This is a genomic window from Candidatus Pseudomonas auctus (assembly GCF_048654275.1).
Taxonomy (GTDB): Bacteria; Pseudomonadota; Gammaproteobacteria; order Pseudomonadales; family Pseudomonadaceae; genus Aquipseudomonas; species Aquipseudomonas pharyngis.
Map to the genome: position 1 here is coordinate 145,242 of NZ_JBJYZK010000009.1, position 22,718 is coordinate 167,959.

The following is a 22,718-nucleotide window of genomic DNA, read 5'->3' on the forward strand; positions in this document are numbered from 1 at the left end:
CTAGGCGACGCAGTTATCGGTTCAAGGCACGGGCTAGAAACGGCGCAGTCCGGCTCTTCTTGCTCGCCGCCACTTTCTGCGGCGTCCCGGCCACGACGATCTTGCCGCCCTGATCCCCGGCGCCCGGACCAATGTCGATCACCCAGTCGCTCTGCGCCACCACGCGCATTTCATGCTCGACCACGATCACCGTGTGCCCCGCCGTCACGAGCGTATCCAGTTGCTCCAGCAAGCGGTCGACATCGCGCGGGTGCAACCCGGTGGTTGGTTCATCCAGCACATACAACGTCGCGCCACGCTGGTTGCGCTGCAGTTCGGTGGCCAGTTTGATGCGCTGGGCTTCGCCGCCGGACAACTCGGTCGCCGGTTGCCCGAGGCGCAGGTAACCGAGGCCGATGTCGCGCAGCACCTCCAGCGAACGGCGGATCGCCGGTTGCTCGGCAAACACCGTCACCGCTTCGTCCACCGTCAGTTTCAGCACCTGCGCGATGCTCAAGCCCTGCCAGACAATGGCCAGGGTCTCGGGGTTGTAACGCGCGCCGTGACAGGTCGGGCACGGCGCATAAACGCTGGGCATGAACAGCAATTCGACACTGACAAAGCCCTCGCCTTCGCAGGTCGGGCAGCGTCCCTTGGCAACGTTGAAGGAAAACTGCCCGGCGTCGTAACCCGCGGCTTTCGCCTCATCGGTCGCGGCAAACAGCTTGCGCACGTTGTCGAACAACCCGGTGTAAGTCGCCAGATTCGAACGCGGCGTGCGGCCGATGGGTTTCTGATCGACCTGCACCAGACGCTTGATCGACTCCAGCCCGGCGCTGACCTGGCCGGTGCTGGCAGACGGGGTATCGTCTTCCAGATTGAGTTCTTCCGGCTCGGCGTCACTGACGCTGCGCCCGAGTTGTGCGCCGACCAGTTCCAGCAGCGCCTGGCTGACCAGACTGGATTTGCCCGAACCGGAAACACCGGTGACCGAGGTGAAACAGCCCAAGGGGAATTCGGCGCTGAGGTTATTCAGGTTATTGCGGGTGACGCCGTCGAGCTTCAGCCAGCCCGACGGTTTGCGCGCGGCGCGGTTCGGCCGTTGATGTTCGGCGAACAGATAGGCGCGGGTCTGCGAGTCCTCGATCGCGGCCAGCCCCGGTGGCGGGCCGCTGTAGAGAATCTGCCCGCCCTTTTCACCGGCCGCCGGGCCGACGTCGATCAGCCAGTCGGCGCGGCGCATCGTGTCCAGATCGTGCTCGACCACAAACACGCTGTTGCCGTCGGCTTTCAGGCGCTGCAAGGCTTCGAACAGCGCCTCGCCGTCAGCCGGGTGCAGGCCGGCGGAGGGTTCGTCGAGCACGTAGATCACGCCGAACAATTGCGAGCCCAATTGAGTGGCCAGTCGCAGGCGTTGCAATTCGCCGGACGACAGGGTCGGCGTGCTGCGCTCCAGCGCCAGATATCCGAGCCCGAGATCGGTCAGGGTGCTGACCCGCTCCAGCAAGTCCTCGGCAATGCGCTGCGCGGCCAGGCGTTTTTCCAGCGACAGGTTCGGCGTATGGCGCACGTCCGGCGCGTTGGCGTGGCCGCTGGCGCCATGAGCCACGCGTTGCTGGCGGGCTTCGCGGGTCTGGCTGTGGGTCAGGGTTTCACCGCTTTCATCGGCGTGTTCCAGCCAGCTCGCGTCCGCCACCGGCTTCAAGACTTCGGCGACTTGCAGCAGCGGCATCCGTGACAACTCGCCGATGTCATGCCCGGCAAACGTCACCGACAGCGCCTCGCGCTTGAGGCGCTTGCCATCGCACAGCGGGCAAAGGCTGCCGATCATGAACTGCGACACGCGCTTCTTCATCAGCGCACTTTGCGAATGGGTGAACGTGTGCAGGATATAGCGCCGGGCGCCAGTGAAGGTGCCTTGATAGCTCGGTTCCATGTTGCGCTTGAGGGCGACGCGGGTCTCTTCCGGCGTCAGCCCGGCGTACACCGGAACGGTCGGTGTTTCCTCGGTGAAGAGGATCCAGTCACGCTGTTTTTTCGGCAGCTTGCGCCACGGGATATCGACATCGATGCCCATGGTCACCAGGATGTCGCGCAGGTTCTGCCCCTGCCAGGCCAGCGGCCAGGAGGCCACGGCGCGCTGGCGGATGGTCAGATTCGGATCGGGCACCATCAACGCCTCGGTGACCTCGTAAACCCGGCCCAGTCCATGGCATTGCGGGCACGCGCCTTGTGGCGTGTTCGGTGAAAAATCCTCGGCATACAGCATTGGCTGACCCGGCGGATAGCTGCCGGCGCGCGAGTACAGCATACGGATCAGGCTCGAGAGCGTGGTGACGCTGCCCACCGACGAGCGCGTGCTCGGCGTGCCGCGCTGTTGCTGCAGGGCCACGGCCGGGGGCAGGCCTTCGATGGAATCGACGTCCGGCACGCCGACCTGATCGATCAGCCGCCGCGCATAGGGCGCCACCGATTCGAAATAGCGCCGCTGGGCTTCGGCATACAGCGTCGAAAACGCCAGCGACGACTTGCCCGAACCCGACACCCCGGTGAACACCACCAGTGCATCGCGAGGAATGTCGACGTCCACGTTCTTCAGATTGTGTTCACGGGCACCGCGCACGCGAACCATGCCGGCGGCAGAACTGGAATTGCGTCTGGAAGTCATCGGCCAGCCTTGGTCAGGGGATTAGAGCTCAGGTGCTGAGCACGGAACGGATCATCTGCAGCAGTGCTTCGGGGCCATAGGGCTTGCCGAGCAAATGGGTGTCGGGGCTGAGTTGGTGGTTGCGCGAGATGATGTCGCGGGTGTGCCCCGAGGTGAACAGCACGGCCACCGGAGGCATTTGCACCTTGGCCCACGCCGCCAGATCGGAGCTCTTGATAAGACCGGGCATGACCACGTCGGTGAAGATCAGGTCGACCCGAGCGCCTTCCATCAACATCTGCATGGCCGCGTCGCCGTTGCCGGCGATCAGCACGCGGTAGCCTTCTTCGCGCAACAGTTCGACCGCCGAGGTGCGCACCGCTTCGTTGTCCTCGACCACCAGGATCGTCTCGTGACCACCCGCCTGCTGATGATTGACGCTCGGCGAGTCATCGAGCACGGGGCGCAGGCTGCGTGGAAAGTACAACTGCACCCGCGTGCCTTCGCCGATCCGACTGTCGATCTCCACATGCCCACCGCTCTGCTTGACGAAGCCGAACACCATGCTCAAGCCGAGGCCGGTGCCCTGGCCGTCGGCCTTGGTGGTGAAGAATGGTTCGAACACCTGCTCGAGCATGTGCGGGGCAATGCCCACGCCGCTGTCACTGACCGAGACCCGCACGAAATCCCCCGGCACGATGCCCTTGCCCGAACAGAACGCCCGATCCAGTGAGAGGTTGGAGGCGCCAAGCACAATCGTGCCCTCGCCCTTCATGGCGTCCCGGGCGTTGATTGCCAGATTGAGAATGGCGTTTTCCAGTTGATTGCGGTCGACGTTGATGTGCCACGGCTCAACAGGCAGTTGCACGTCGATCTGAATGGTTTCGCCCAGCGCCCGTTGCAGCAACTCGCCCACGCCTTCGAAGATCTGGCGGGGGTTGCACACCGCCGGCGACAGCGGCTGACGCCGGGCAAACGCGAGCAGTTGCGAAGACAGCTTGGCGCCGCGCTCCACCGCCGCCAGCGAGGCGCTGACCCGACGCTGGACGTTGGCATTGTCCGGTTCATGGCGAGCCAGCAGGTGCAGATTGCCGGCGATCACTTGCAGCAGGTTGTTGAAGTCATGGGCCACGCCCCCGGTGAGGCCACCGATGGCTTCGAGCTTCTGCGACTGACGCAATTGCTCTTCGGCGGCGAGGCGCGCCTCGACTTCATCCGCCACCCGCTGTTCGAGGTTGCGGGTGAACTTGAGCAGCGATTCCTCGGCGGTCTTGCGCTCGTGAATATCGATCAACACACCGGGGAAACGGAACGGCCGGCCCTGCTCGTCGAATTCGCAGGCGCCGCTGGCAAGCACCCACAGACAACTGCCATCGGCACGCACCACCCGGTACTCGGCGTTGTAGGGCTCGCCGGTACGCACCGAATTCTCCACGCACTCCTGTACCCAATTGCGATCGTCCGGGTGAATGTGCGCTTCGGCGATATGCTGCGGCAGGTTGCTCAGGTCTTGATCAGGCGGGTAGGAAAATGTCCGGGCGAATCGCTCGTCGGCCGACAGCACGTTGTTTCTGACGTCCCAGACAAAAGAGCCGAGCAATGCCCCGGCATTGAGTGCCAGTCGCACCCGCTCGTTATCGGCGCGATAGGCATCTTCAGCGGCCTGGCGCAGACGCTCGGACAACACCAGTTCAGTGGTTTCCACCACCATCGCCATCACGCCCGAAGGCACGCCGGCATCGTTGGCTACCGGGCTGTAATACAAATCGAGCCAGACATCCTCGGGCACGCCGTCGCGCAGCAACACCAAGACCTTGTTGCGGTATTCCAGGGTGCCGCCGGCCAGACAGGTGTCGACCACATGCCGGTTGAAATCGGCCACCTCCGGCCAGCCCAGTTCCACCGGCGATCCGAGCAGGTACGGATGCCGGCCGCCGGCGAATCGCGAATAGGCGTCGTTGTAGATCATGTAACCGGCATGCCCCCAGAGCATGACCATCGGCAGCGGCGAGGCCAGCATCAGCTGGACCGTGCTGCACAGGCTGGCCGGCCAGGTTTCGAGGGGGCCCAGATCAGTCCTGCTCCAGTCAAACGCACGAATGCGCCCGGCCATCTCGCCTTGCCAGCCGTCACACCCATGGCTATCGGATAAAAACTGCATCAGCTGCTTCAACGCCTTGTAGTGGGTCCGGTTCTATCGCCGCGCGTTCAAACGCCACGCCCGTCTGTTTCGAGCGTGTCGGGCAGCGATGGTTTCATTAGAGGTATAGCCGATTTCACCTGCACTCGACGCTCACACTCCGATCAGGTGTTTGAGCGGATGGTAGCCGGTCTTCATTTTCGCAGCGACGTCGAGGATCGCCTTCTGGATGCCGTCCAGGTGCATGCAGGTCAGCTCGATCGCGGCGCTCTGATTGCCGGCCTCGATGTACTCGATCAGGCGCAGGTGCTCGTCATCACGGCAGGCTTCGTGGCTGTCGTCATCCAGCGCGGCGGCGTACAGCGAGGCGCGGGAAATCAGCTTCTGGAACCAGTCGAGCAGTACCGGGTTGTTCAGGCTACGGGCGAGTTTGATGTGGAACTCGCCAAGCAGGTGTATCAGCCGCTCGTGGTCGCCGGCTTCGTGGGCTTCGTCTTCCAGCAGCAGGTGGTCGCGCAAATCCTGCATCGCCGCAGAGTCCTTGCGCCGGCACAGTTCGGTGACGATGCCGATCTCGATCAGGCGCCGGGTTTCGAACAGCGAACGGATTTCCTCATCGCTGGGCAGCGACACCGACGCACCTTTATTGGGCTCGGTGGTGACCAGTCCGTCGGCCTCCAATTGCTTGAGCGCCGCGCGAACCGACGTGCGGCTGACATTGAACAATTCCGCCAGCGACGCCTCGCCCAGCTTCATCCCCGGACGCAGCGAACGCTTGCTGATCGCCTCGTAAACCCCTTGGTAGACGCGGTCGACCGTGGTTTCCGTTTTTTTCTCGGTCATTTGGAAGCTCCTTCAACGCTGGCGACGCTGCCCGACGAACGACTCAGTCAGGGAAATGGGGGGTTGCGCCAGCAGATTAATCCGGGTATTTGTAAATTGCATTCAGATATTGCATACAATAATTAGAGGATTGCACCATTATGGGTCAACCAATAGCCATTGAAGTGCGTAACGTATCCAAGCGGTATTCTGATGACCCTGGCCTCGCGCCTGCCCTCAACAACGTGTCGGTGAACATCGCCGACAACGAGTTTTTCACCCTCCTCGGCCCCTCGGGCTGCGGCAAGACCACCCTGTTGCGCACCATCGCCGGTTTCGAACACGTCAGCGACGGCGAGATCCGTCTGGCGGGCGAAACGGTCAATCACCTGCCGCCGTTCAAGCGTCGGGTCAACACGGTGTTCCAGAGTTACGCGCTGTTTCCGCACATGAGTGTCGCGCAGAATATCGCCTTCGGCCTCGAGATGCAGGGTCTTGATCGCAAGACGATTCCCGGACGGGTCGACGAGATGCTCGCGCTGGTGCAGATGGAGCACCTGGCCGGGCGCAAACCGGCGGAATTATCCGGCGGCCAGCAGCAACGCGTGGCGCTGGCCCGGGCCCTGGCGCCGAAACCGAAAGTGCTGTTGCTCGACGAGCCGCTGTCGGCGCTGGACCTGAAGCTGCGCAAGGAAATGCAGGTCGAACTCAAGCGCGTGCAGCAGGAAGCCGGAATCACCTTCATCTTCGTCACCCACGATCAGGAAGAGGCCTTGACCCTGTCCGACCGGATCGCGGTGATGTCCGCCGGCAAGATCCTGCAGATCGGCACCCCGACCGACATCTATGAACGCCCGCAGCACCGTTTCGTCGCCCAGTTCATCGGCGACATCAATTTCCTCCCCGGCGAACTCAAGCGCGGCGACCACAACGAAAACCTCTTCGTGCCCAGCGGCATGCCGGTGGAAATCCCCTGCCCGCCCCAAGGCGTCAGCGGCAGCAGCGTGCAACTGGCGTTTCGTCCCGAACGTTCGCAACTGGTCGCAGCGGATCAACCGCATCATCTGCGCGGGGTGATCGAAGCGGTGCTGTATGTCGGCACCGCGACCCTTTACCAGTGCCGTTTGAACAACGACATCAAAGTCATGCTGCGGGAAAACAACGAAGGCCTGAACCGTGGTCGTGCAGTCGGCGAGCACGTGGCGGTGCATTTGCCGCCCCAGGCCTGCCTGTTGATGGAGGCCTGAGATGAGCGTCAGCAGCACTTCCCCCTCCCTCAACCGCGCGCTGTTGCTCAGCCCGGTGGTGTTGACCCTGCTCGCCCTGATCGCCATTCCGCTGGGCATCATGGGCTACATCAGCCTGCTGCCGCGCAACACCTACGGCGGCGTCGACTGGCAGGCCCAATGGCAACTGCAAAGTTACGTGCAGCTGTTTTTCCAGGAAGGTTTTGACGGCGAACTGGAGCTGAACTGGGTCTACGCCCAAGCGCTATTGCGTTCGGTGTTCCAGGCCGGCGGCACCACCGTGCTGTGCTTCCTGTTCGGGTTTCCGGTGGCGCTTTGGATGTCGAGCCTGACCCCACGTCGGCGCAATGTGATGGTGTTGCTCATCACCATTCCGTTCTGGACCAACCTGCTGATCCGCAACTACGCGTGGCTGATCATCCTGCGCGAACAGGGCTGGGTCGCCCAAAGCCTCAACGCGCTGTTCCCGAGTGCCGGCGGCATCACCCTGCTCTACAACGACTTCGCGGTCAGCGTCGGTCTGGTCTACAGCTTCTTGCCGTTCATGATCCTGCCGATCTACTCGACCCTGGAAAAACTCGACTGGCGTCTGGTGGAAGCCGCCTATGACCTGGGCGCCAACCGCTGGCATGCGCTGCGGCGGATCATCCTGCCGCTGTCGATGCCCGGCGTGATTGCCGGCGCGTTGCTGGTGTTCGTACCGAGCCTCGGCGCCTTCATCACCCCGGCGATCCTCGGCGGCGGCAAGACCCTGATGATCGGCAACCTGATCCAGCAACAATTCGGCACCGCACGCAACTGGCCGCTGGGCAGTTCGCTGTCGTTCCTGCTGCTGGGGATTCTGCTGTTGTCACTGGTGCTCTACGCCCTGTATAGCCGCAGCGCGGCGAAAACCCTGAACCGGGGAGCGAAAGCATGATCTCTCTGCACCTGAAAAAACTCCCCGCAACCCGCGAAATCAGCCTGCTGATCCTCGCCTATCTGTACGTGCCGATCCTGGTGTTGATCGCCTACAGCTTCAACGCCAACCGTTCGGCGACGGTGTGGACCGAGTTCTCGTTCGCCTGGTACGGGCGGATCCTGGCCAACCCGTCGATCCAGACCGCAGCGCTGAATTCGATCATCGTCGCGACCATCGCCACCGTCTGCGCCACGGCGATTGCACTGCTGGCGGCGCTGGCGACCTACCGGCCGTTCTACGGGCAGAAAATGGTCGAGGGCGGGATCAACCTGCCGCTGATCCTGCCGGAGATCGTCACCGCCGTGGCCACCCTGCTGCTGTTCATGGCGCTGGGCATCAAGCTCGGGCTGATGACGGTGATCGTCGCGCACATCGGCTTCTGCATTCCGTTCGCCTACCTGCCGATCCGCGCGCGGCTCAACGATCTGGACAAGAGCCTGCTGGAAGCCGCCAACGACCTGTATGCCAATCCGTGGCAGGTGTTTCGCCGCGTGACCTTGCCGCTGCTGTGGCCGGCGGTGCTGTCCGGATCGGTGCTGGCGTTCGTGGTCAGCCTCGACGATTTCATCATGACCTTCTTCGTCGCCGGGCCCGGTTCGACCACGTTGCCGGTGTACATCTTCTCGGCGATCAAGGCTGGCGTAACACCTGAAATCAACGCGATTTCAACCCTGATGCTGGTGATTTCCATCGTGCTGGTGGTGCTGGCCTTCTGGCTTGGCCAACGCGGCAAACAACAATAAACCTGGAGCGCGCTCATGAAAGTGAAAAACATGCGTCTGGCAGTATCCGGTCTGGCCCTGAGTTGTTTCACCGCGTTCGGCGCCCACGCCGCCGAGCCCAAGCAATTGTTCTTCTACAACTGGACCGATTACTACCCGGTGGATCTGCTGGCCAAGTTCGAAAAGGAGACCGGGATCAAGGTCACCATGGACGGCTACGACAGCAACGAAACCCTGCTCGCCAAGTTGCAGGCCGGCGGCGCCGCGTATGACGTGATCGTGCCGTCGCAGTCGATCATGCAGACGCTGATCAAGCAGGACCTGCTGCTGGAAATCGACGCCCCGACCCTGAGCAACTTCCAGTACGTCAAAGGCCCGTTCCGCGACCCGAGCTTCGACCCGGGCCGCAAGTTTTCGGCGCCTTACCTGTGGGGCACCACCGGGTTTTCCTATGACAGCGCACGGGTGCCGGGCGGCAAGCTCGATGATTCGTGGAAAGAATTCTTCGAGCCGCGCAAGGAACTGCAAGGCCAGCTTGCCGCCCTCGACACCTCCAGCAGCGTGATCAACGCCGCCAGTCATTACCTGAACGTCGACGAATGCACGGAAAACCCGCAGGACGCCAAGCGCATCCTCGAGCTGCTGCAAAAGCAGAAACCGTTTTTGAAGATGTACAGCTCCGACAATACCGTCGACCGCATGGCCTCGGGCGAAGTGATCATGATGCAGAACTGGAACGGCTCGACGGCCCGCGCCACGTTGCAGAAGAGCACGATCAAATACGTGTACCCGAAAGAAGGCCTGGCAATGTTCCAGGACAACTTCGCCGTACCCAAAAGCGCGCCGCATCCGGGCAACGCGAAGATCTTCATCGACTGGATGATGAAGCCCGAGAACGCGGCGGCCGTGTCCAACGCGATTGCCTATGCCAACGGGATTCAGAGCGATCAGTTGCTGGATGCGAAATGGAAGGTCATGGACGCGATCAACATGCCCGAGGAGTACGCCTCGCGCCTGCGCCCGGAGAAGGAATGCAGCAACAAGGCGCGGGAGTTGCAGGATCGGATCTGGTCGAAGCTTAAGGGTTGATCCGAAACCGCAGCCCTCACCCTAGCCCTCTCCCAAAGGGAGAGGGAACCGATTGGGGAATATTCAAGAAATACACCGACCTGAACGTTTTGCTCTGAATCCATAATCGACTCGGTCTCTCAGGTCGGCGTAGTACCTGAGACGACTCGGTCGGTCCCCTCTCCCTCCGGGAGAGGGCTAGGGTGAGGGGAAAAAATCCAAAGAACAAATGAGGTTCCAATGACTGCCCCCCGCTGGCTCAGAAACATCCGCCCCTACGGCGCCCCCGCCGAAGACCTGCTGATCGAAAACGGCAAATTCACGCAACGCCGCCCGGCCTCCAATGCTCCGCTGGCCGCCACCGACATCGACGGCCAGAACCAGCTCCTGACCGCCCCGCTGGTGGAAAGTCACGTCCACCTCGACAAGACCCTGTACGGCCAGCCCTGGCGCCCGAACAGCGCCGGTCCGACGCTCAAGGACTACATCAGCAACGAGCGCCGCGTGCTGCGCGAAGTCAAAGCGCCGATCGCCGAACGCGCCGGCGCCCTGCTGGAGAACTGCATCGCCCGGGGTTCGCTGACGATGCGCTGCCACGTCGACATCGACCCGGAATTCGGCCTGCGCCACGTCGAGGCCATGCAACAACTGCGCGAAACCTACAACGACCTGATCGACCTGCAGCTGGTGGTCTTCCCGCAAACCGGCCTGATCAGCCGCCCCGGCACCGCCGAACTGATGCGCGAAGCCATGGCCCTGGGCGTGGAGAACGTCGGCGGGCTCGACCCGTGTGGCATCGACAACGAGCCGATCGCGCAACTGGATTTCGTGTTCAAACTGGCCAGTGAATTCCAGCGTGGCGTCGACATTCACCTGCATGACAAAGGTGAACTGGGCCTGTGGCAGATCGCCCGGATCGCCGATTACACCGAGCGTTTCAACCTGCACAACCGGGTGATGATCAGCCACGCCTATTGCCTGGGCATGCTGCCGTGGAGTCAGGTCAAACCGGTCGCCGAACGCCTTGCTGCACTGGGCATTTCGCTGATGAGTTCGGCGCCGGCCGACTGCGCCGTTCCGCCGTTTCTGGCGCTGCGCGAGACCGGCGTCAACGTGTGCCTGGGCTCCGACGGCATTCGTGATGCGTGGTCGCCGATGGGCAATGGCGACATGCTGGAACGGGCAATGCTGCTGGCGTTTCGTTTTGATCTGGGCAAGGACGATGAACTGGCGGCGGCGTTCGACGCGGCGACGGTCAACGGTGCGCGCGCATTGGGGATCGAGGATTACGGCTTCGCCATCGACCGGCCGGCGGACTTTCTGCTGATGCCGGTCGAAACCCTCGGTGAAGCGGTAGTCGCGCGGCCGGTGCGTCAGGTCTATCGCGGCGGCGAACTGATCGCCAGCGGCGGTCGTTTGCTGGGCAGCCGTCTGTGAAACGCATCGGCCTGAAGGCCGGTTGCGTGGTCGGTTTCGACGGCACGCAACATGTGCTGTGGCGCGACGGCGAAGTGGTGTTTGCCGGCTCGCGCATCGAATTTGTCGGGCGCGGTTATCAAGGGCCGGTGGATCAGTGGATCGACTACGGCAACGCACTGATCGGTCCCGGTTTTATCGACCTAGATGCCCTCGGCGATCTCGACTCCACGGTGCTGACCCTGGACAACGGTGACGAGCGTGCCATGGGCCGGATGTGGTCGGCGGAGTATCTGGCGGCCGGCCCGCGTGAGTCGTTCAGCCCCGAGGAAGAGGTCTTCAAATACCGCTACGCCTTCACTCAGTTGATCCGCAACGGCATTACCACGGCCATGCCGATCACCTCGATGTACTACCGCGAATGGGCGGAGACCTACGACGAGTTCGCCGCTGTCGCTGACGTGGCGGGCGAGTTGGGCCTGCGTACCTATCTCGGCCCCTGCTACATGAGCGGCATGAGTTACTGGCGCGCCGACGGCAGCCTCGCCCATCACTGGGATGAGGCTCGGGGCCTGGCTGGACTGGACGCGGCCGAACGGTTTTTCAAGGATTTCGATGGCGCCCACGCCGGGTTGATTCGCGGCGCGCTGCTGCCGGATCGCATCCAGACCTGCACGCCGAAACTGCTGCAACGCACATCCGCCTTGAGCCGCGAACTGAACGCACCGATGCGTCTGCATTGCTGTCAGGCGCCGGGAGAAGTGGCGATGGTCGAACAGTTGCGCGGCACCACGCCGCTGGGCTGGTTGCAGCAACTCGACCTGCTCACCCCGCGCAGCCTGCTGCCCCACGGCCTCTACACCTCGGGCGATGACGACTTGCAGCGGATCATTGATGGCGGCGCCAGTCTGGTGCACTGCCCGCTGGTGTTCGCCCGTGACGGCGAGGCGCTGAATTCGTTCGGCCGCTATCGTGCCAAAGGCATCAACTTCGCCCTCGGCACTGACACCTGGCCGGCAGACCTGCTGGAGAACATGCGCCACGGTTTGAACATCGCCCGGCTCATGGAAGGTGGTCCATCGCTGACCAGCAGCCTCGACCTGTACAACGCCGCCACTCTCGGCGGCGCCAAGGCGCTGGGCCGTGACGACCTCGGTCGTCTGGCCCCCGGCGCCAAAGCGGATATCACCGTGTTCAACCTGCGCGGTCTGCATCTGGGCCCGCTGTTCGATCCACTGAAAAACCTGCTGCTGGCCGGACGCGGCGACGACTGCCTCGCCAGTTACATCGACGGTCGCTGCGTGATGCAGGACGGTCAGGTCATCGGCGTCGACTACCCCTCTCTGCAACGCCAGGCCCAGCGCCAATACGAAAAACTGATGCGCAGCCACAGCGACCGGGCCTTTGCCCGACCGGATTGGAAAACCCTGTTCCAGCCGGCCATTCCGTTCGCCGACGACTACAGCGCCGAAGCGCCGTTGAGCGCCATCGATCCACTTCTTTAGAGAACACTGCCATGCACAGCTTCGATTTCAGCCAACTGAGCCCACGGGAAAAGTACAAGATTCTGATCGGCAGCGTGGTGCCGCGCCCGATTGCACTGGTCACCACCATCGACGGCGAAGGCCGGGTCAATGCCGCGCCGTTCAGTTTTTTCAATGCGCTGTCGGCAGATCCGCCCATTCTCGCGCTTGGCGTCGAGAACTATGGCGACCAGAGCCCGAAGGACACCACGCGCAATATCCAGATGAATCAGGAGTTCACGGTCAACATCGTCAGCGATGCACTGGTGGAAGCCATGAACGTCTGCGCCGTGCCGTTTGCGCCGGGCTTCGATGAGTTGACCGCTGCGGGCCTGACAGCAATCCCCGGCACCTCGGTCAAATGCCCGCGAATCGGCGAAGCACCGGTGGCGCTGGAATGCCGACGGATGATGGCGCTGAACATCGGTCAGTCCCGGGAGATCATTTTTGGCGAGGTGTTGATGGCGCATGTGCGCGACGAGTTGATCGACCCGAAAACCCTGTACATCGATCAATTGGGGCTGGATGCGATCGGGCGCATGGGCGGCCATGGTTATGCGCGGACCCGGGATTACTTCGACCTGCCGACCCGCTCGTTGCAAGCGTGGACGGAAGCGCCGGGGGGTGGCGAGCGGTTCTGGCCACAGCGCTGATCAGTGGAAGTCGCGGCTCTGTACGCGGATGCCGTTGAGCAGCGGAGTCAGATCGCTCAGGCGTCCGGCAATCAGGTGCCGCACCTCGCCTTCCCGCTCCCAGCGGCCATCGACCTTGAGCAGTTGTGAGCCCACCAGCACCTGACGCTGACGCTCGGCCAGATCGCGCCAGACCACCACGTTGACGTTGCCGAATTCGTCTTCCAGGGTCACGAAGGTCACGCCACTGGCGGTGCCCGGTCGCTGGCGACCGGTCACCAGCCCCGCCACGCTGACCGGCCGACCATGCTCGACTTCCAGCAACTCCCGGGAACTGCGGCAGCGCCGCGCCCGCAACTCGTTACGCAACAACGTCAGCGGGTGCGGCCCCAGCGTAGTGCCCAGCGTGGCGTAATCGGTGAACAAATCCTCGCTGACACTCGGCGTCGGCAGCAGCACATCCGGCTCTTCCTGACTCGGCAACCCGGCAAACAATCCGAGCTGTTTCTGCACCCCGGCCACTTCCCAGCGTGCCCGATGACGATGACCGGCCAGACCGCGCAATGCCCCGGCATCGGCCAACAGCGCCTGAGCGCGACTGTCGAGCCCGGCCCGTTCGCCCAGATCGGCGACATCGGCAAACGCCCCCCTCGCCCGCGCGCTTTCAATGCTGCGCGCATCTTCCTCGCGAAAGCCCTTGATCATCCGCAGGCCCATGCGGATGGCAGGTTGCTCGCCGGTGATCGGCTCCAGGCTGCAATCCCAGTCACTGGCGCGCACGTCCACCGGGCGGATCTGCAAATGATGCCGGCGCGCGTCCTGAAGAATCTGATCCGGGCTGTAGAACCCCATCGGCCAACTGTTGATCAGCGCACAGGCGAACGCCGCCGGTTCGTGGCACTTGAGCCAGCAACTGGCATAAGTCAGCAAGGCAAAACTGGCGGCGTGGGATTCAGGGAATCCGTAACTGCCGAAGCCCTTGATCTGCTCGAAGATCTGCGCGGCGAATTCCGGGCTGTAGCCGTTTTTCTTCATGCCGGCGGCCAATCGCTCCTTGTGCGGCTCCAGCCCGCCGTGGCGCTTCCACGCGGCCATGGAGCGGCGCAACTGGTCGGCCTCACCGGGGCTGTAGTCGGCGGCGACAATGGCGATCTGCATCACCTGTTCCTGAAACAGCGGCACGCCAAGGGTGCGCTTGAGCACCACTTCCAGTTCCGGGGACGGATAGGTTTCCTCTTCTTCCTGGTTCCGGCGGCGCAGGTACGGATGGACCATCCCGCCCTGGATCGGCCCCGGCCGGACGATGGCCACTTCGATCACCAGGTCGTAGAAGGTTTGCGGGCGCAGGCGCGGCAGCATCGACATCTGCGCCCGGGATTCGATCTGGAATACGCCGATGGTGTCGGCGCGGCTGATCATGTCGTACGTGGCGCGATCCTCGGCCGGAATCGTCGCCAGGCTCAGCTTCTGGTTACGATGACGGCGCAGCAGGTCGAAACAGCGGCGGATCGCGCTGAGCATGCCGAGGGCGAGGATATCCACCTTGAGCAGCCCGACCGCATCGAGGTCGTCCTTGTCCCACTGGATAATCGTGCGGTCGGCCATGGCGGCGTTTTCCACCGGCACCAAAGTGTCCAGCGGTTGCTCGGAAATCACGAAACCACCGGGGTGTTGCGACAGGTGCCGGGGGAAGCCGATCAGTTGCCCGGTCAGGCTCAGCACCCGGTGCAGCAGCGGACTTTCGGGGTCAAAACCACCTTCGCGCAGGCGCTCCACGGGCGGCGTGTCATCGCTCCAGTGGCCGCAGCAGTCGGCCAGCGCATTGATCTGGTCCGGCGGCAAACCCAGCGCCTTGGCCACATCGCGGATCGCGCCGGAAGCGTGGTAGGTGCTGACCACCGCGGTCAGCGCCGCACGACGGCGACCATAACGACGAAACACGTATTGCAGGACTTCTTCGCGGCGTTCGTGCTCGAAATCCACGTCGATGTCCGGCGGCTCGTTGCGCTCCCTCGACATGAAACGCTCGAACAGCAGCGTGGTGCGGTCCGGATCGATCTCGGTGATGCCCAAGGCAAAACACACCGCCGAGTTGGCCGCCGAGCCCCGGCCCTGACAGAGGATTTTCTGCTCCCGGGCGAAGCGCACCACGTCGTGCACGGTGAGGAAGTAGCTTTCGTAGCCGAGTTCGGCGATCAGCTTCAGTTCCTTGTTGATCTGCCTCAGCACCTTGAAGGGCGCGCCGTTTTCCCAGCGCCAGGCGATGCCCTGTTTAGTCAACTGTCGCAGCCAGGAACGGCCCGAGTGTCCATCGGGCACCAGCTCTTTCGGATATTGATAACGCAATTGGCTCAAATCGAACGTGCAGCGTCGGGCCAGGCTCACCGACTCGTCCAGCAATAGCTGCGGATACAGTTCCCGCAACACATCGAGGCTGCGCAAATGCCGCTCGCCGTTGGGGTGCAGGCGCAATCCGGCTTCCGCTACCGGGACGTGGTGTCGGATCGCGGTCATGGTGTCCTGCAAGGCCCTCCGGCCACGGGCGTGCATGTGCACATCGCCACTGGCCACTGCCCGAATCTGCAGTTCATCCGCCAGACTCAGCAGTGCAGCCAGTCGCCGCTGATCGTCCTGCCCGCGGTGCAACTGCACCGCCAGCCACAGCCGCTCGCCGAAGGTCTGCTTCAGCCAGCGGCCCTCTTCCACCTCATCGACCGAATCCGGCACCCACAGCACCAATAGCCCCGGCAGCGGTTCGCTGAAGTCCTCGCGCAGTATTTGATACTGGCCTTTCCGGGTTCGCCGTCGAGCCTGGGTGATCAAACCGCACAACGCCTGATAACCCTCGATGTTCTCGACCAGCAACACCAGTTTCGGGCCGTTCTCGATGCGGATTTCGCTGCCGATGATCAGCGGCAGCTCCACGGATTTGGCCGCCTGCCAGGCACGAACGATCCCGGCCAGGGTGCATTCATCAGTGATCGCCAGTGCCTGATAGCCGTGTTTTTTCGCCCGCTGAAACAGCTCCAGTGCACTGGACGCACCACGCTGGAAACTGAAGTTCGACAGGCAGTGCAGTTCGGCATAACCCTGACTCACGCGAACCAGCCCTGCAGCCACAACGGGCCGCCCTCACCCACTGCTCGGTACGCCCAGCCTTGCTGGCCGGCGCGGTTCTGGATCAGGTAATAGTCGCGGCGCACGTCGTCACCGTCCCACCAGCCGGACTCGATGCGTTCCGGGCCCATGAGAATCCGCGCCGAACCTTCGGGCACGGATTGCGGTTCGCCCAACAACCAGCCCGGACGCTGCACGCCCGGCAATGCAGGGCAACGCTGTTTGTCATCGGCGTTCTGCCACGCGCACTCCGGGCGATGATCGGCCTGAAAGCGCAGGCCCTGCACCGCCTCATCCCCCAGTCGCGCGCGCAGGCGTTCGCGCAACTGCTCCCAGGGCAAGGTCTGCTGCGGACGGTCGTCGAACAGCTCCTGAAACTGCGGCACGAAACTCGGCAGATCCTCGGCGCGCAGACGAAAACCGCGCACCGGGGCTTCGACCTGCACCTGCTCCAATCGGCCACGGGCCAGTTCAAAGAGCATCGCCGGATCGCGCTCGGCGCTGAGCAGGCCGACCTTGATCAGCGTGTCCGGCAACCCGGCGTGTTCCAGATGCAGGTCGAAGCGCTGCACGCCGCTGTCGCGCCCGCACAAAAACGCCGCCAGATCGGACGTCAGGCGGCGCAATGGAAACAGCAGCGCCTGATGGGACTGCACGTCGAAATTGAGTTCGATGCGCACATCGAAGCGATCCGGCGGCAGGTAGAACGCCAGCGCCAGCGGCCGTGCGCCGAACAGCGTGTCCAGGTGCTTGAGCATCGGTGCCTCGAAACGCCGGGCCAGGGCCTGACGCGGCAGGTTCTGCACCTGATGGAGGTTGCGCAGGCCCATGCGCGACAGCGCCGTGGCCACGCTCGGTTCAAGCCCGATGCGGTCGACCGGCAATTGCCCGAGATGATGACGCAGGGTTTCACCGTCGGGCACCACCAATCCGTCGTAGGCGTTGGCCAACACCCGCGCCGCCACCGGATTGGGCGCGGCGACGATGCGATGACGAAAACCCAGCTCCGTCAGTTCCGTGCGCAAGCGTGCCTCGAACTGCGCCCAGGAACCGAACAGGCCGAGGCTCGATTCGATCTCGAACACCACGGTGCGCGGATAATGCACGCTGACCTGGGCGCTGAAACGATAGGCCCAGGCGGCGAGAAACTGCTGCCAGTGCTCGACCTCGGCTGCGTCGTAATCGACGGTGGCAAACCCTTTGCTCATGGCCTGCGCGGCGGTCATCGATTGCCCGGGACGCAAGCCCAGTGCCCGCGCCGCCGGGTTGACCGCTTGCAGCACCCGGCGCTGGGCCGGGCCGCTCAGCAGCGCCAAGGGTTGCTCGGGATCGGGGCGCTGACGCAGTACGGCGTCGAGAGCCAATTGCGGGAACAGAATGCAAACCCAGCGCATGGCGACCTCAATGCCCCACGGCGAAGGCAATCGGTGCGCTGCGCGCCAGACCACCCCGGCACTTGAGCACGCGCAATTGCGCGGGTCGTGCATCGATGGCAATGCGCAATGCGGCCGGCGACGGGTTGACCGCCTCGCTCAATGGGCGCCACGCGAACGCCAGGGTCTGGCCGGTTTCCGCCGCTACCTGCAAACGGCGCAAGGCACGGTCATCGGCCTTGTGCGGCCAGCACAGCACCGCGCCGCAACTGCCCGAGCGCAGGCATTGTTCTGCCGCCCACAACGCATCGCGCTCGCTGGCCTGGATCACCGACAACTGCCGCAGATCGACCCCGGCATTGGCCCAGGCCTGCGGGTACGGCACAAACGGCGGCGCCACCAGCACGATGCGCTCGCCCGCCGCCGACAGCCGCGCCAACGTCGGCCACACCAGTTGCAGCTCACCGACACCGGGCCCGGCCAGCAGGATTTCGCTCAGCGCCGCTTCCGGCCAGCCGCCACTGGGCAAGGCCGCATCCAGCACCGCGTGCCCGGTGGGTTGCGGGCTGGCGGCCGGTGGCGCAGGCCGGCCCTTCCAGACCTGGCCGCCATTGAACAGCGTATCCAGCGCAACGACGGCCCCCATCAGCCTTGCCTCACCAGACCGCAGAACACCCCTTCGATGGCCAGATCCTGATCGCCCCGCACCACAATCGGCTGGTACGCCGGGTTGCGCGGCAACAGGCGAACCTCATCGCCGACCCGCTCGAAGCGTTTGATGGTGACTTCACCGTCGAGCCGCGCCACCACGATCTGGCCGTTGAGCGCCTCGGGGTTGCGCCGCACGCCAACCAGATCGCCGTCGAGAATCCCGTCCTCGATCATCGAATCGCCCTGCACCCGTAGCATGTAGTCGGGCGTGCGGGAGAACAGCGCCGGGTCGAGCATCAGCCGATTGTGCAGGTCGGCATCGGCGCCGATAGGCGCACCGGCGGCCACCCGGCCGAGCACCGGCACTTCGAGCAGTTCCGGCCGCGCCGGCTGCCCGAGCAGGCGAATGCCCCGGGCCTGATGCGGATTGACCTCGATGAACCCGGCTTCGGTGAGCGCCAGCACATGCTTGCGTGCCACGCTGCGGGAGGCAAAACCAAAAGCCTCGCTGATTTCAGCGAGGCTTGGGGGCTGACCGTGTTCGGCGATGCGTTCGCGGATGAAGGTCAGGATGGCGGTACGGCGGGGAGTCAGGGTCGTCATGGAGTACATTTGTACTCTTGTGGGAATTTCCTGACAAGCACCGCCAGTCAGCTCAAACCGCGTTCGGCGAGAAAGCCTGCGATGTAGTCGATAAACGCCACAACCTTGGCCGTCGCCCGTCGATGGCTCGGGTACACCGCCAGAATGTGCGGGCCAAAGCTGTCCGGGTCGATCTCGTAATCGGCCATGACCCGCACCAGTCGCCCGTCGGCGATGTACGGCGCAGCGCTCCACAATGGCGTGTGCAGCAAGCCGCGCCCGGCCAGGGCGCTGGCCAGCAGCAAATCGTAATTGTCACTGCGCAACAGCGGCGCCGCCGGTTGCGCCAGGCTCAGGCGCTGGCCGTCGCGCTCGGCCCACCAGAATTCGCGGCTGAGCAACGGATGCCGGTACAGCAGCCATTCATGCTGATCGAGGGTTTGCGGCGTGACCGGCAACCCTTTGCGCGCCAGGTATTCAGGGCTGCCGCACAGCGCCAGCCGATTGCTGCCGACCACCCGCGCAATCAGCCCCGGCAAATCATCGTGCCCTTCGCGCAACGCCAGGTCGTAACCGCTTTCCAGCAGATTGACGAATTCGTCGCACAAATCCACTTGCAGGCTGATCTGCGGGTATTGCTGCAAAAAGCCGTCACACACCTGATCGAGAAACGCCCGCCCGTAGGCCAGCGGTGCGGTGATTTTCAGGCTACCGCGCAGGCCGTGCTGCAACTGCTCGATTTCCTCGCTGGCCTCGTCCAGCCGCTGCAACACCTGCCGTGCGGTTTCCAGATACAGCCGGCCGATTTCGGTCAACAGAATCCGCCGCGTGCTGCGCTCGAACAGCCGCGCGCCGAGTTCGGATTCCAGATGATTGACCGCTTTGGTCAGGGCCGACGGGGTCTTGCCCAATTGCTCGGCAGCACGGCTGAAACTGCCGAGCTGCGCGGTGACCACGAACATTTTCAGTGCACCCAGCTTGTCCATGCTTTTTCCATTCAGGCAAAAACGTTTTTCGTGAGGGAGGCGTTCTGTCGGGCGTTGGCAGCCACTAATCTGGCCATCAGACGCAATAACAAGGAAATGTTCAATGAAAAGATTCATCCCGCATTTCACAAAAAATCTGCTGATCGCCGCTATGAGTTTTGCCTCGATGGAAGCCATGGCCGCCACCGATCTGGTGCTGTTCAATGGCAAGATTTTCACCGCCGACCGCGCTCAACCGAAGGTTCAGGCGCTGGCCGTGGAGAGCGGCAAGGTGCTGAAAGTCGGCAGCGACGCGCAGATCAAGGCCTTGATCGAGCCCGGCACCCAGGTGATCGACCTGAAAGGTCAGGCGCTGATGCCCGGCCTGATCGACAGCCACTCCCACGCAATTTTCGGCGGACTGGAAATGGTCTCGGCCAACATGGAAGACGAGGTGGTCGAACTCGACGAACTGGAAAAACGCCTGCGCGGCTGGCGTGACGACGGCAAGGCCCGGCATGGCGATGTGTTGAGCGTGGCCGGCATGAGTTCGGCGTATTGGGCCAAGGCTGAAGCGCTGGGCAAAATCTTCAATAACGGCGAATGGACCGACGTGCCGGTGGTGTTCACCGGCAGCGATCACCACACGGCGTGGGCCAACAACGTGATGCTCAAGCGTGCGGGCATCGACGCCGCGCTGCTGAAAACCCTGCCGGACGCGGAAAAAGACACCATCGGCAAACTGGCCAACGGTGAACCGAACGGCTTTGTGGTCGACGCCGGTTGGGATCGGGTCGCCTCGAAAATGCCGGTGCCGAGCCCGGCCGACATGCTCAAGGCCGCGCAATCGGCGGTGCGTTTCAACAATAGCCTCGGCATCACCGCGTGGATGGACCCCGCCGCCAACGCCGCGCCGGGCGAGCCGGTGTTCGCCCTCAAGCCCACCGAGAAAACCGTCGGCGTGCTGCCGGCCTATAAAGCCTTGTCGGAAAGCGGCGGCATGACTGCCCACGTCGTCGCACTGCTGGTGGCCAATCCGAAAAGCGTCCCGGCCGATCTCGACACCCTCGACAAGGTGCGCCGGCAGTTTCAGGGCATTCCCAACCTGACGCTGCCGGGGATCAAGATCTTTGCCGACGGCGTGATCGAATACCCGGCCCAGAGCGCGGCGATGATCGATCCCTACAGCAACTCGCACAAACAGGGCGAATTGCTGATCGATCCGCAGCATTTCGGCGAACTGGTCAGTGCCATCGACCAGCGCGGCTGGCTGGTGCACATCCACGCCATCGGCGACCGCGCGGTGCGCGAATCGCTGAACGGCATCGCCCAGGCGCGCAAGGACCGGCAAAGCGGCGTAACGCACTCGATCACCCACCTGCAAATGGTCAACCCGAAGGAGTTCGCCCGCTTCAAGCCGCTGAACGTGATTGCCTCGATGCAACTGCTGTGGGCCAGCGCCGACGACTACACCACCGACATGATCAAGCCTTACGTCAGCGCTCTTGCCTTTCGCTATCAATACCCGGCGCATTCGCTGCTCAAACAGGGCGCGACGATTGCCGGCGCCAGCGACTGGCCGGTGTCCTCGCCGAACCCGTGGAACGCCATGGCCCAGGCCATCACCCGCACCGGGCCGCTGGGCGTGCTCAACGCCGACGAACGCCTGGACCGTGAAACCATGTTCTACGCCTACACCGCCAATGCCGCGCGGACCATCGGCCTGGAACAACAGATCGGCTCGCTGAGCCCTGGCAAACAGGCCGACTTCATCGTGCTCGATCGCGACGTGTTCAGCGTCGACGACAAGGCCCTGCATGACACCCAGGTGCTGCAAACCTGGTTCGCCGGCCGTCAGGTCTACGCCCCTACCCTCCAATAACAATCGCCGTATCCGCTGCCCGACCCCGCGCCCGTCGCCGGGGTCCGGCGCAGCCTTGCCCGCTTCCTGCCCATAACAACCACAACAACGGGACTTCACATGAAAGCCTTGCCCTTGCTCGCCCTTACTTCCTTGAGCCTGCTGCCTTTTAGCAGCCACGCAATTGCCCTGAACGATGATTTCGCGGTGCTGGTCGATCTGACCCTGGCCAGCGATTACCGCACCCGCGGCATCTCCCAGACCCAGAACGACCCAGCCCTTCAGGCCGGTCTGACCCTGGCCCACAGCAGCGGCCTGTACCTCGGCGCATGGAGCTCGAACGTCGATTTCGGTGGCGGCCTGAAAACCCGTCAGGAAGTCGATTACTACGCCGGCTGGCTGTGGCAGGCCACCGAGGCTGTGAGCCTGGATCTGGGCTAAATCAAATACGCGTATCCCAAAGAGAGCCAGTTCAACCAAAGCGAGGTGTACTCGATTCTCAGCGCCTACGGCGTAAAACTCGCGGCCTATTACTCCAGTGACGCGCCGGGCATCGACAGCAAACAGAGCTCGCTCTACAGCTACATCGGCTATGAAACCGAATTGCCGTTCGATTCCGGGCTGAAACTGCGCTACGGCAACATGGACTTCAAGGATCCGCATATGTATTCGGCGTCCGGTCACAGCGAAGAGTCCTACCGGGAGTGGGAAGTCAAACTGACCCACAACCTGGCCGGCGTAGTGCTGGGCCTGAGCTACATCGACACCGACCTGTCGCAGAGCCAGTGCCTCAGCAACTGGGGCTTCAAGGACGTGTGCACGGCCACGGTCGTCGCCAGCGTCAGCAAGTCCTTCTGACCCGCCGCAAATCTCCCGTGGGAGCCGGCCTGCTGGCGCCCACATTTTTTTTGCACTTACCGTGATTTTGTTACCGGATGTTTACGGAATTTTTACCAATGCTCTTCTACAGTTACGCGCGTAACCGTATGGGTTTTCGACTGACGTAGAGGAA

General features: G+C 63.3%; 16 protein-coding genes and 1 pseudogene. 9 read left to right on the forward strand and 8 right to left on the reverse strand.

The window, feature by feature from the left end; all coding sequences use genetic code 11:
• Nucleotides 1-13 precede the first annotated feature (13 nt).
• The 3 genes from ACKUG4_RS18110 to ACKUG4_RS18120 all read right to left on the reverse strand — a co-directional run bounded on the left by ACKUG4_RS18110 (nt 14) and on the right by ACKUG4_RS18120 (nt 5,609).
• Nucleotides 14-2,647: an excinuclease ABC subunit UvrA gene (locus ACKUG4_RS18110; protein WP_445434533.1), complete on the reverse strand. Its 2,634-nt coding sequence runs from the start codon at nt 2,645-2,647 to the stop codon at nt 14-16.
• A gap of 28 nt (nt 2,648-2,675) precedes the next feature.
• Nucleotides 2,676-4,787 carry a hybrid sensor histidine kinase/response regulator gene (locus tag ACKUG4_RS18115; RefSeq protein ID WP_236187726.1) on the reverse strand — a complete coding sequence of 704 codons (2,112 nt, stop codon included), beginning with the start codon at nt 4,785-4,787 and terminating at the stop codon, nt 2,676-2,678.
• 132 nt (nt 4,788-4,919) lie between these two features.
• Nucleotides 4,920-5,609 carry a GntR family transcriptional regulator gene (locus tag ACKUG4_RS18120; protein ID WP_039768861.1) on the reverse strand — a complete coding sequence of 230 codons (690 nt, stop codon included), beginning with the start codon at nt 5,607-5,609 and terminating at the stop codon, nt 4,920-4,922.
• Between the two features lie 140 nt (nt 5,610-5,749).
• On the opposite strand from ACKUG4_RS18120, the gene ACKUG4_RS18125 reads away from it, so the two are divergent.
• The 7 genes from ACKUG4_RS18125 (at nt 5,750) to ACKUG4_RS18155 (ending at nt 13,178) form a co-directional block, all read left to right on the forward strand.
• Nucleotides 5,750-6,835, forward strand: coding sequence for an ABC transporter ATP-binding protein (locus ACKUG4_RS18125; RefSeq protein WP_445434534.1), 1,086 nt, complete (start codon nt 5,750-5,752; stop codon nt 6,833-6,835).
• A gap of 1 nt (nt 6,836) precedes the next feature.
• Entirely contained in the window at nt 6,837-7,754 is a 918-nt protein-coding gene (locus tag ACKUG4_RS18130; RefSeq protein WP_064597098.1) for an ABC transporter permease, read from the forward strand.
• Nucleotides 7,751-8,539, forward strand: coding sequence for an ABC transporter permease (locus ACKUG4_RS18135; protein ID WP_064597101.1), 789 nt, complete (start codon nt 7,751-7,753; stop codon nt 8,537-8,539). The genes ACKUG4_RS18130 and ACKUG4_RS18135 overlap by 4 nt, the downstream gene beginning before the upstream one ends.
• A gap of 15 nt (nt 8,540-8,554) precedes the next feature.
• Nucleotides 8,555-9,607, forward strand: coding sequence for an extracellular solute-binding protein (locus ACKUG4_RS18140; RefSeq protein WP_064597104.1), 1,053 nt, complete (start codon nt 8,555-8,557; stop codon nt 9,605-9,607).
• A gap of 219 nt (nt 9,608-9,826) precedes the next feature.
• Entirely contained in the window at nt 9,827-11,023 is a 1,197-nt protein-coding gene (locus tag ACKUG4_RS18145) for an amidohydrolase family protein (RefSeq protein ID WP_445434535.1), read from the forward strand.
• Nucleotides 11,020-12,507 carry an amidohydrolase family protein gene (locus tag ACKUG4_RS18150; RefSeq protein WP_445434536.1) on the forward strand — a complete coding sequence of 496 codons (1,488 nt, stop codon included), beginning with the start codon at nt 11,020-11,022 and terminating at the stop codon, nt 12,505-12,507. The genes ACKUG4_RS18145 and ACKUG4_RS18150 overlap by 4 nt, the downstream gene beginning before the upstream one ends.
• 11 nt (nt 12,508-12,518) lie before the next feature.
• The gene (locus ACKUG4_RS18155) at nt 12,519-13,178 is read left to right on the forward strand and encodes a flavin reductase family protein (RefSeq protein ID WP_064381260.1); all 660 of its coding nucleotides are present in this window, start codon (nt 12,519-12,521) and stop codon (nt 13,176-13,178) included.
• On the opposite strand, the gene ACKUG4_RS18160 is transcribed toward ACKUG4_RS18155, so the two are convergent.
• From ACKUG4_RS18160 to ACKUG4_RS18180, 5 genes are read right to left on the reverse strand one after another with little or no spacing between them, the layout of a single operon-like run.
• Nucleotides 13,179-16,277 (reverse strand): error-prone DNA polymerase, encoded by a 3,099-nt coding sequence (locus ACKUG4_RS18160; RefSeq protein WP_445434537.1) that lies wholly within the window; start codon nt 16,275-16,277, stop codon nt 13,179-13,181.
• Nucleotides 16,253-17,668: a Y-family DNA polymerase gene (locus ACKUG4_RS18165; protein ID WP_445434538.1), complete on the reverse strand. Its 1,416-nt coding sequence runs from the start codon at nt 17,666-17,668 to the stop codon at nt 16,253-16,255. The genes ACKUG4_RS18160 and ACKUG4_RS18165 overlap by 25 nt, the downstream gene beginning before the upstream one ends.
• A gap of 7 nt (nt 17,669-17,675) precedes the next feature.
• A complete protein-coding gene (gene imuA, locus ACKUG4_RS18170) occupies nt 17,676-18,293 on the reverse strand; it encodes a translesion DNA synthesis-associated protein ImuA (RefSeq protein ID WP_445434539.1) in 618 nt (205 codons plus the stop codon).
• A complete protein-coding gene (lexA, locus tag ACKUG4_RS18175; protein ID WP_445434540.1) occupies nt 18,293-18,910 on the reverse strand; it encodes a transcriptional repressor LexA in 618 nt (205 codons plus the stop codon). The genes imuA and lexA overlap by 1 nt, the downstream gene beginning before the upstream one ends.
• Nucleotides 18,911-18,948: 38 nt before the next feature.
• On the reverse strand, nt 18,949-19,866 hold the full coding sequence (locus ACKUG4_RS18180; RefSeq protein ID WP_085745456.1) for a LysR family transcriptional regulator: 918 nt from the start codon (nt 19,864-19,866) through the stop codon (nt 18,949-18,951).
• 103 nt (nt 19,867-19,969) lie between these two features.
• Between ACKUG4_RS18180 and ACKUG4_RS18185 the strand changes: the two genes are divergently transcribed.
• Nucleotides 19,970-21,727: an amidohydrolase gene (locus tag ACKUG4_RS18185; RefSeq protein WP_445434541.1), complete on the forward strand. Its 1,758-nt coding sequence runs from the start codon at nt 19,970-19,972 to the stop codon at nt 21,725-21,727.
• A 99-nt stretch (nt 21,728-21,826) separates the two neighbouring features.
• Nucleotides 21,827-22,564, forward strand: a pseudogene (locus ACKUG4_RS18190) (TorF family putative porin).
• Nucleotides 22,565-22,718: the final 154 nt, after the last annotated feature.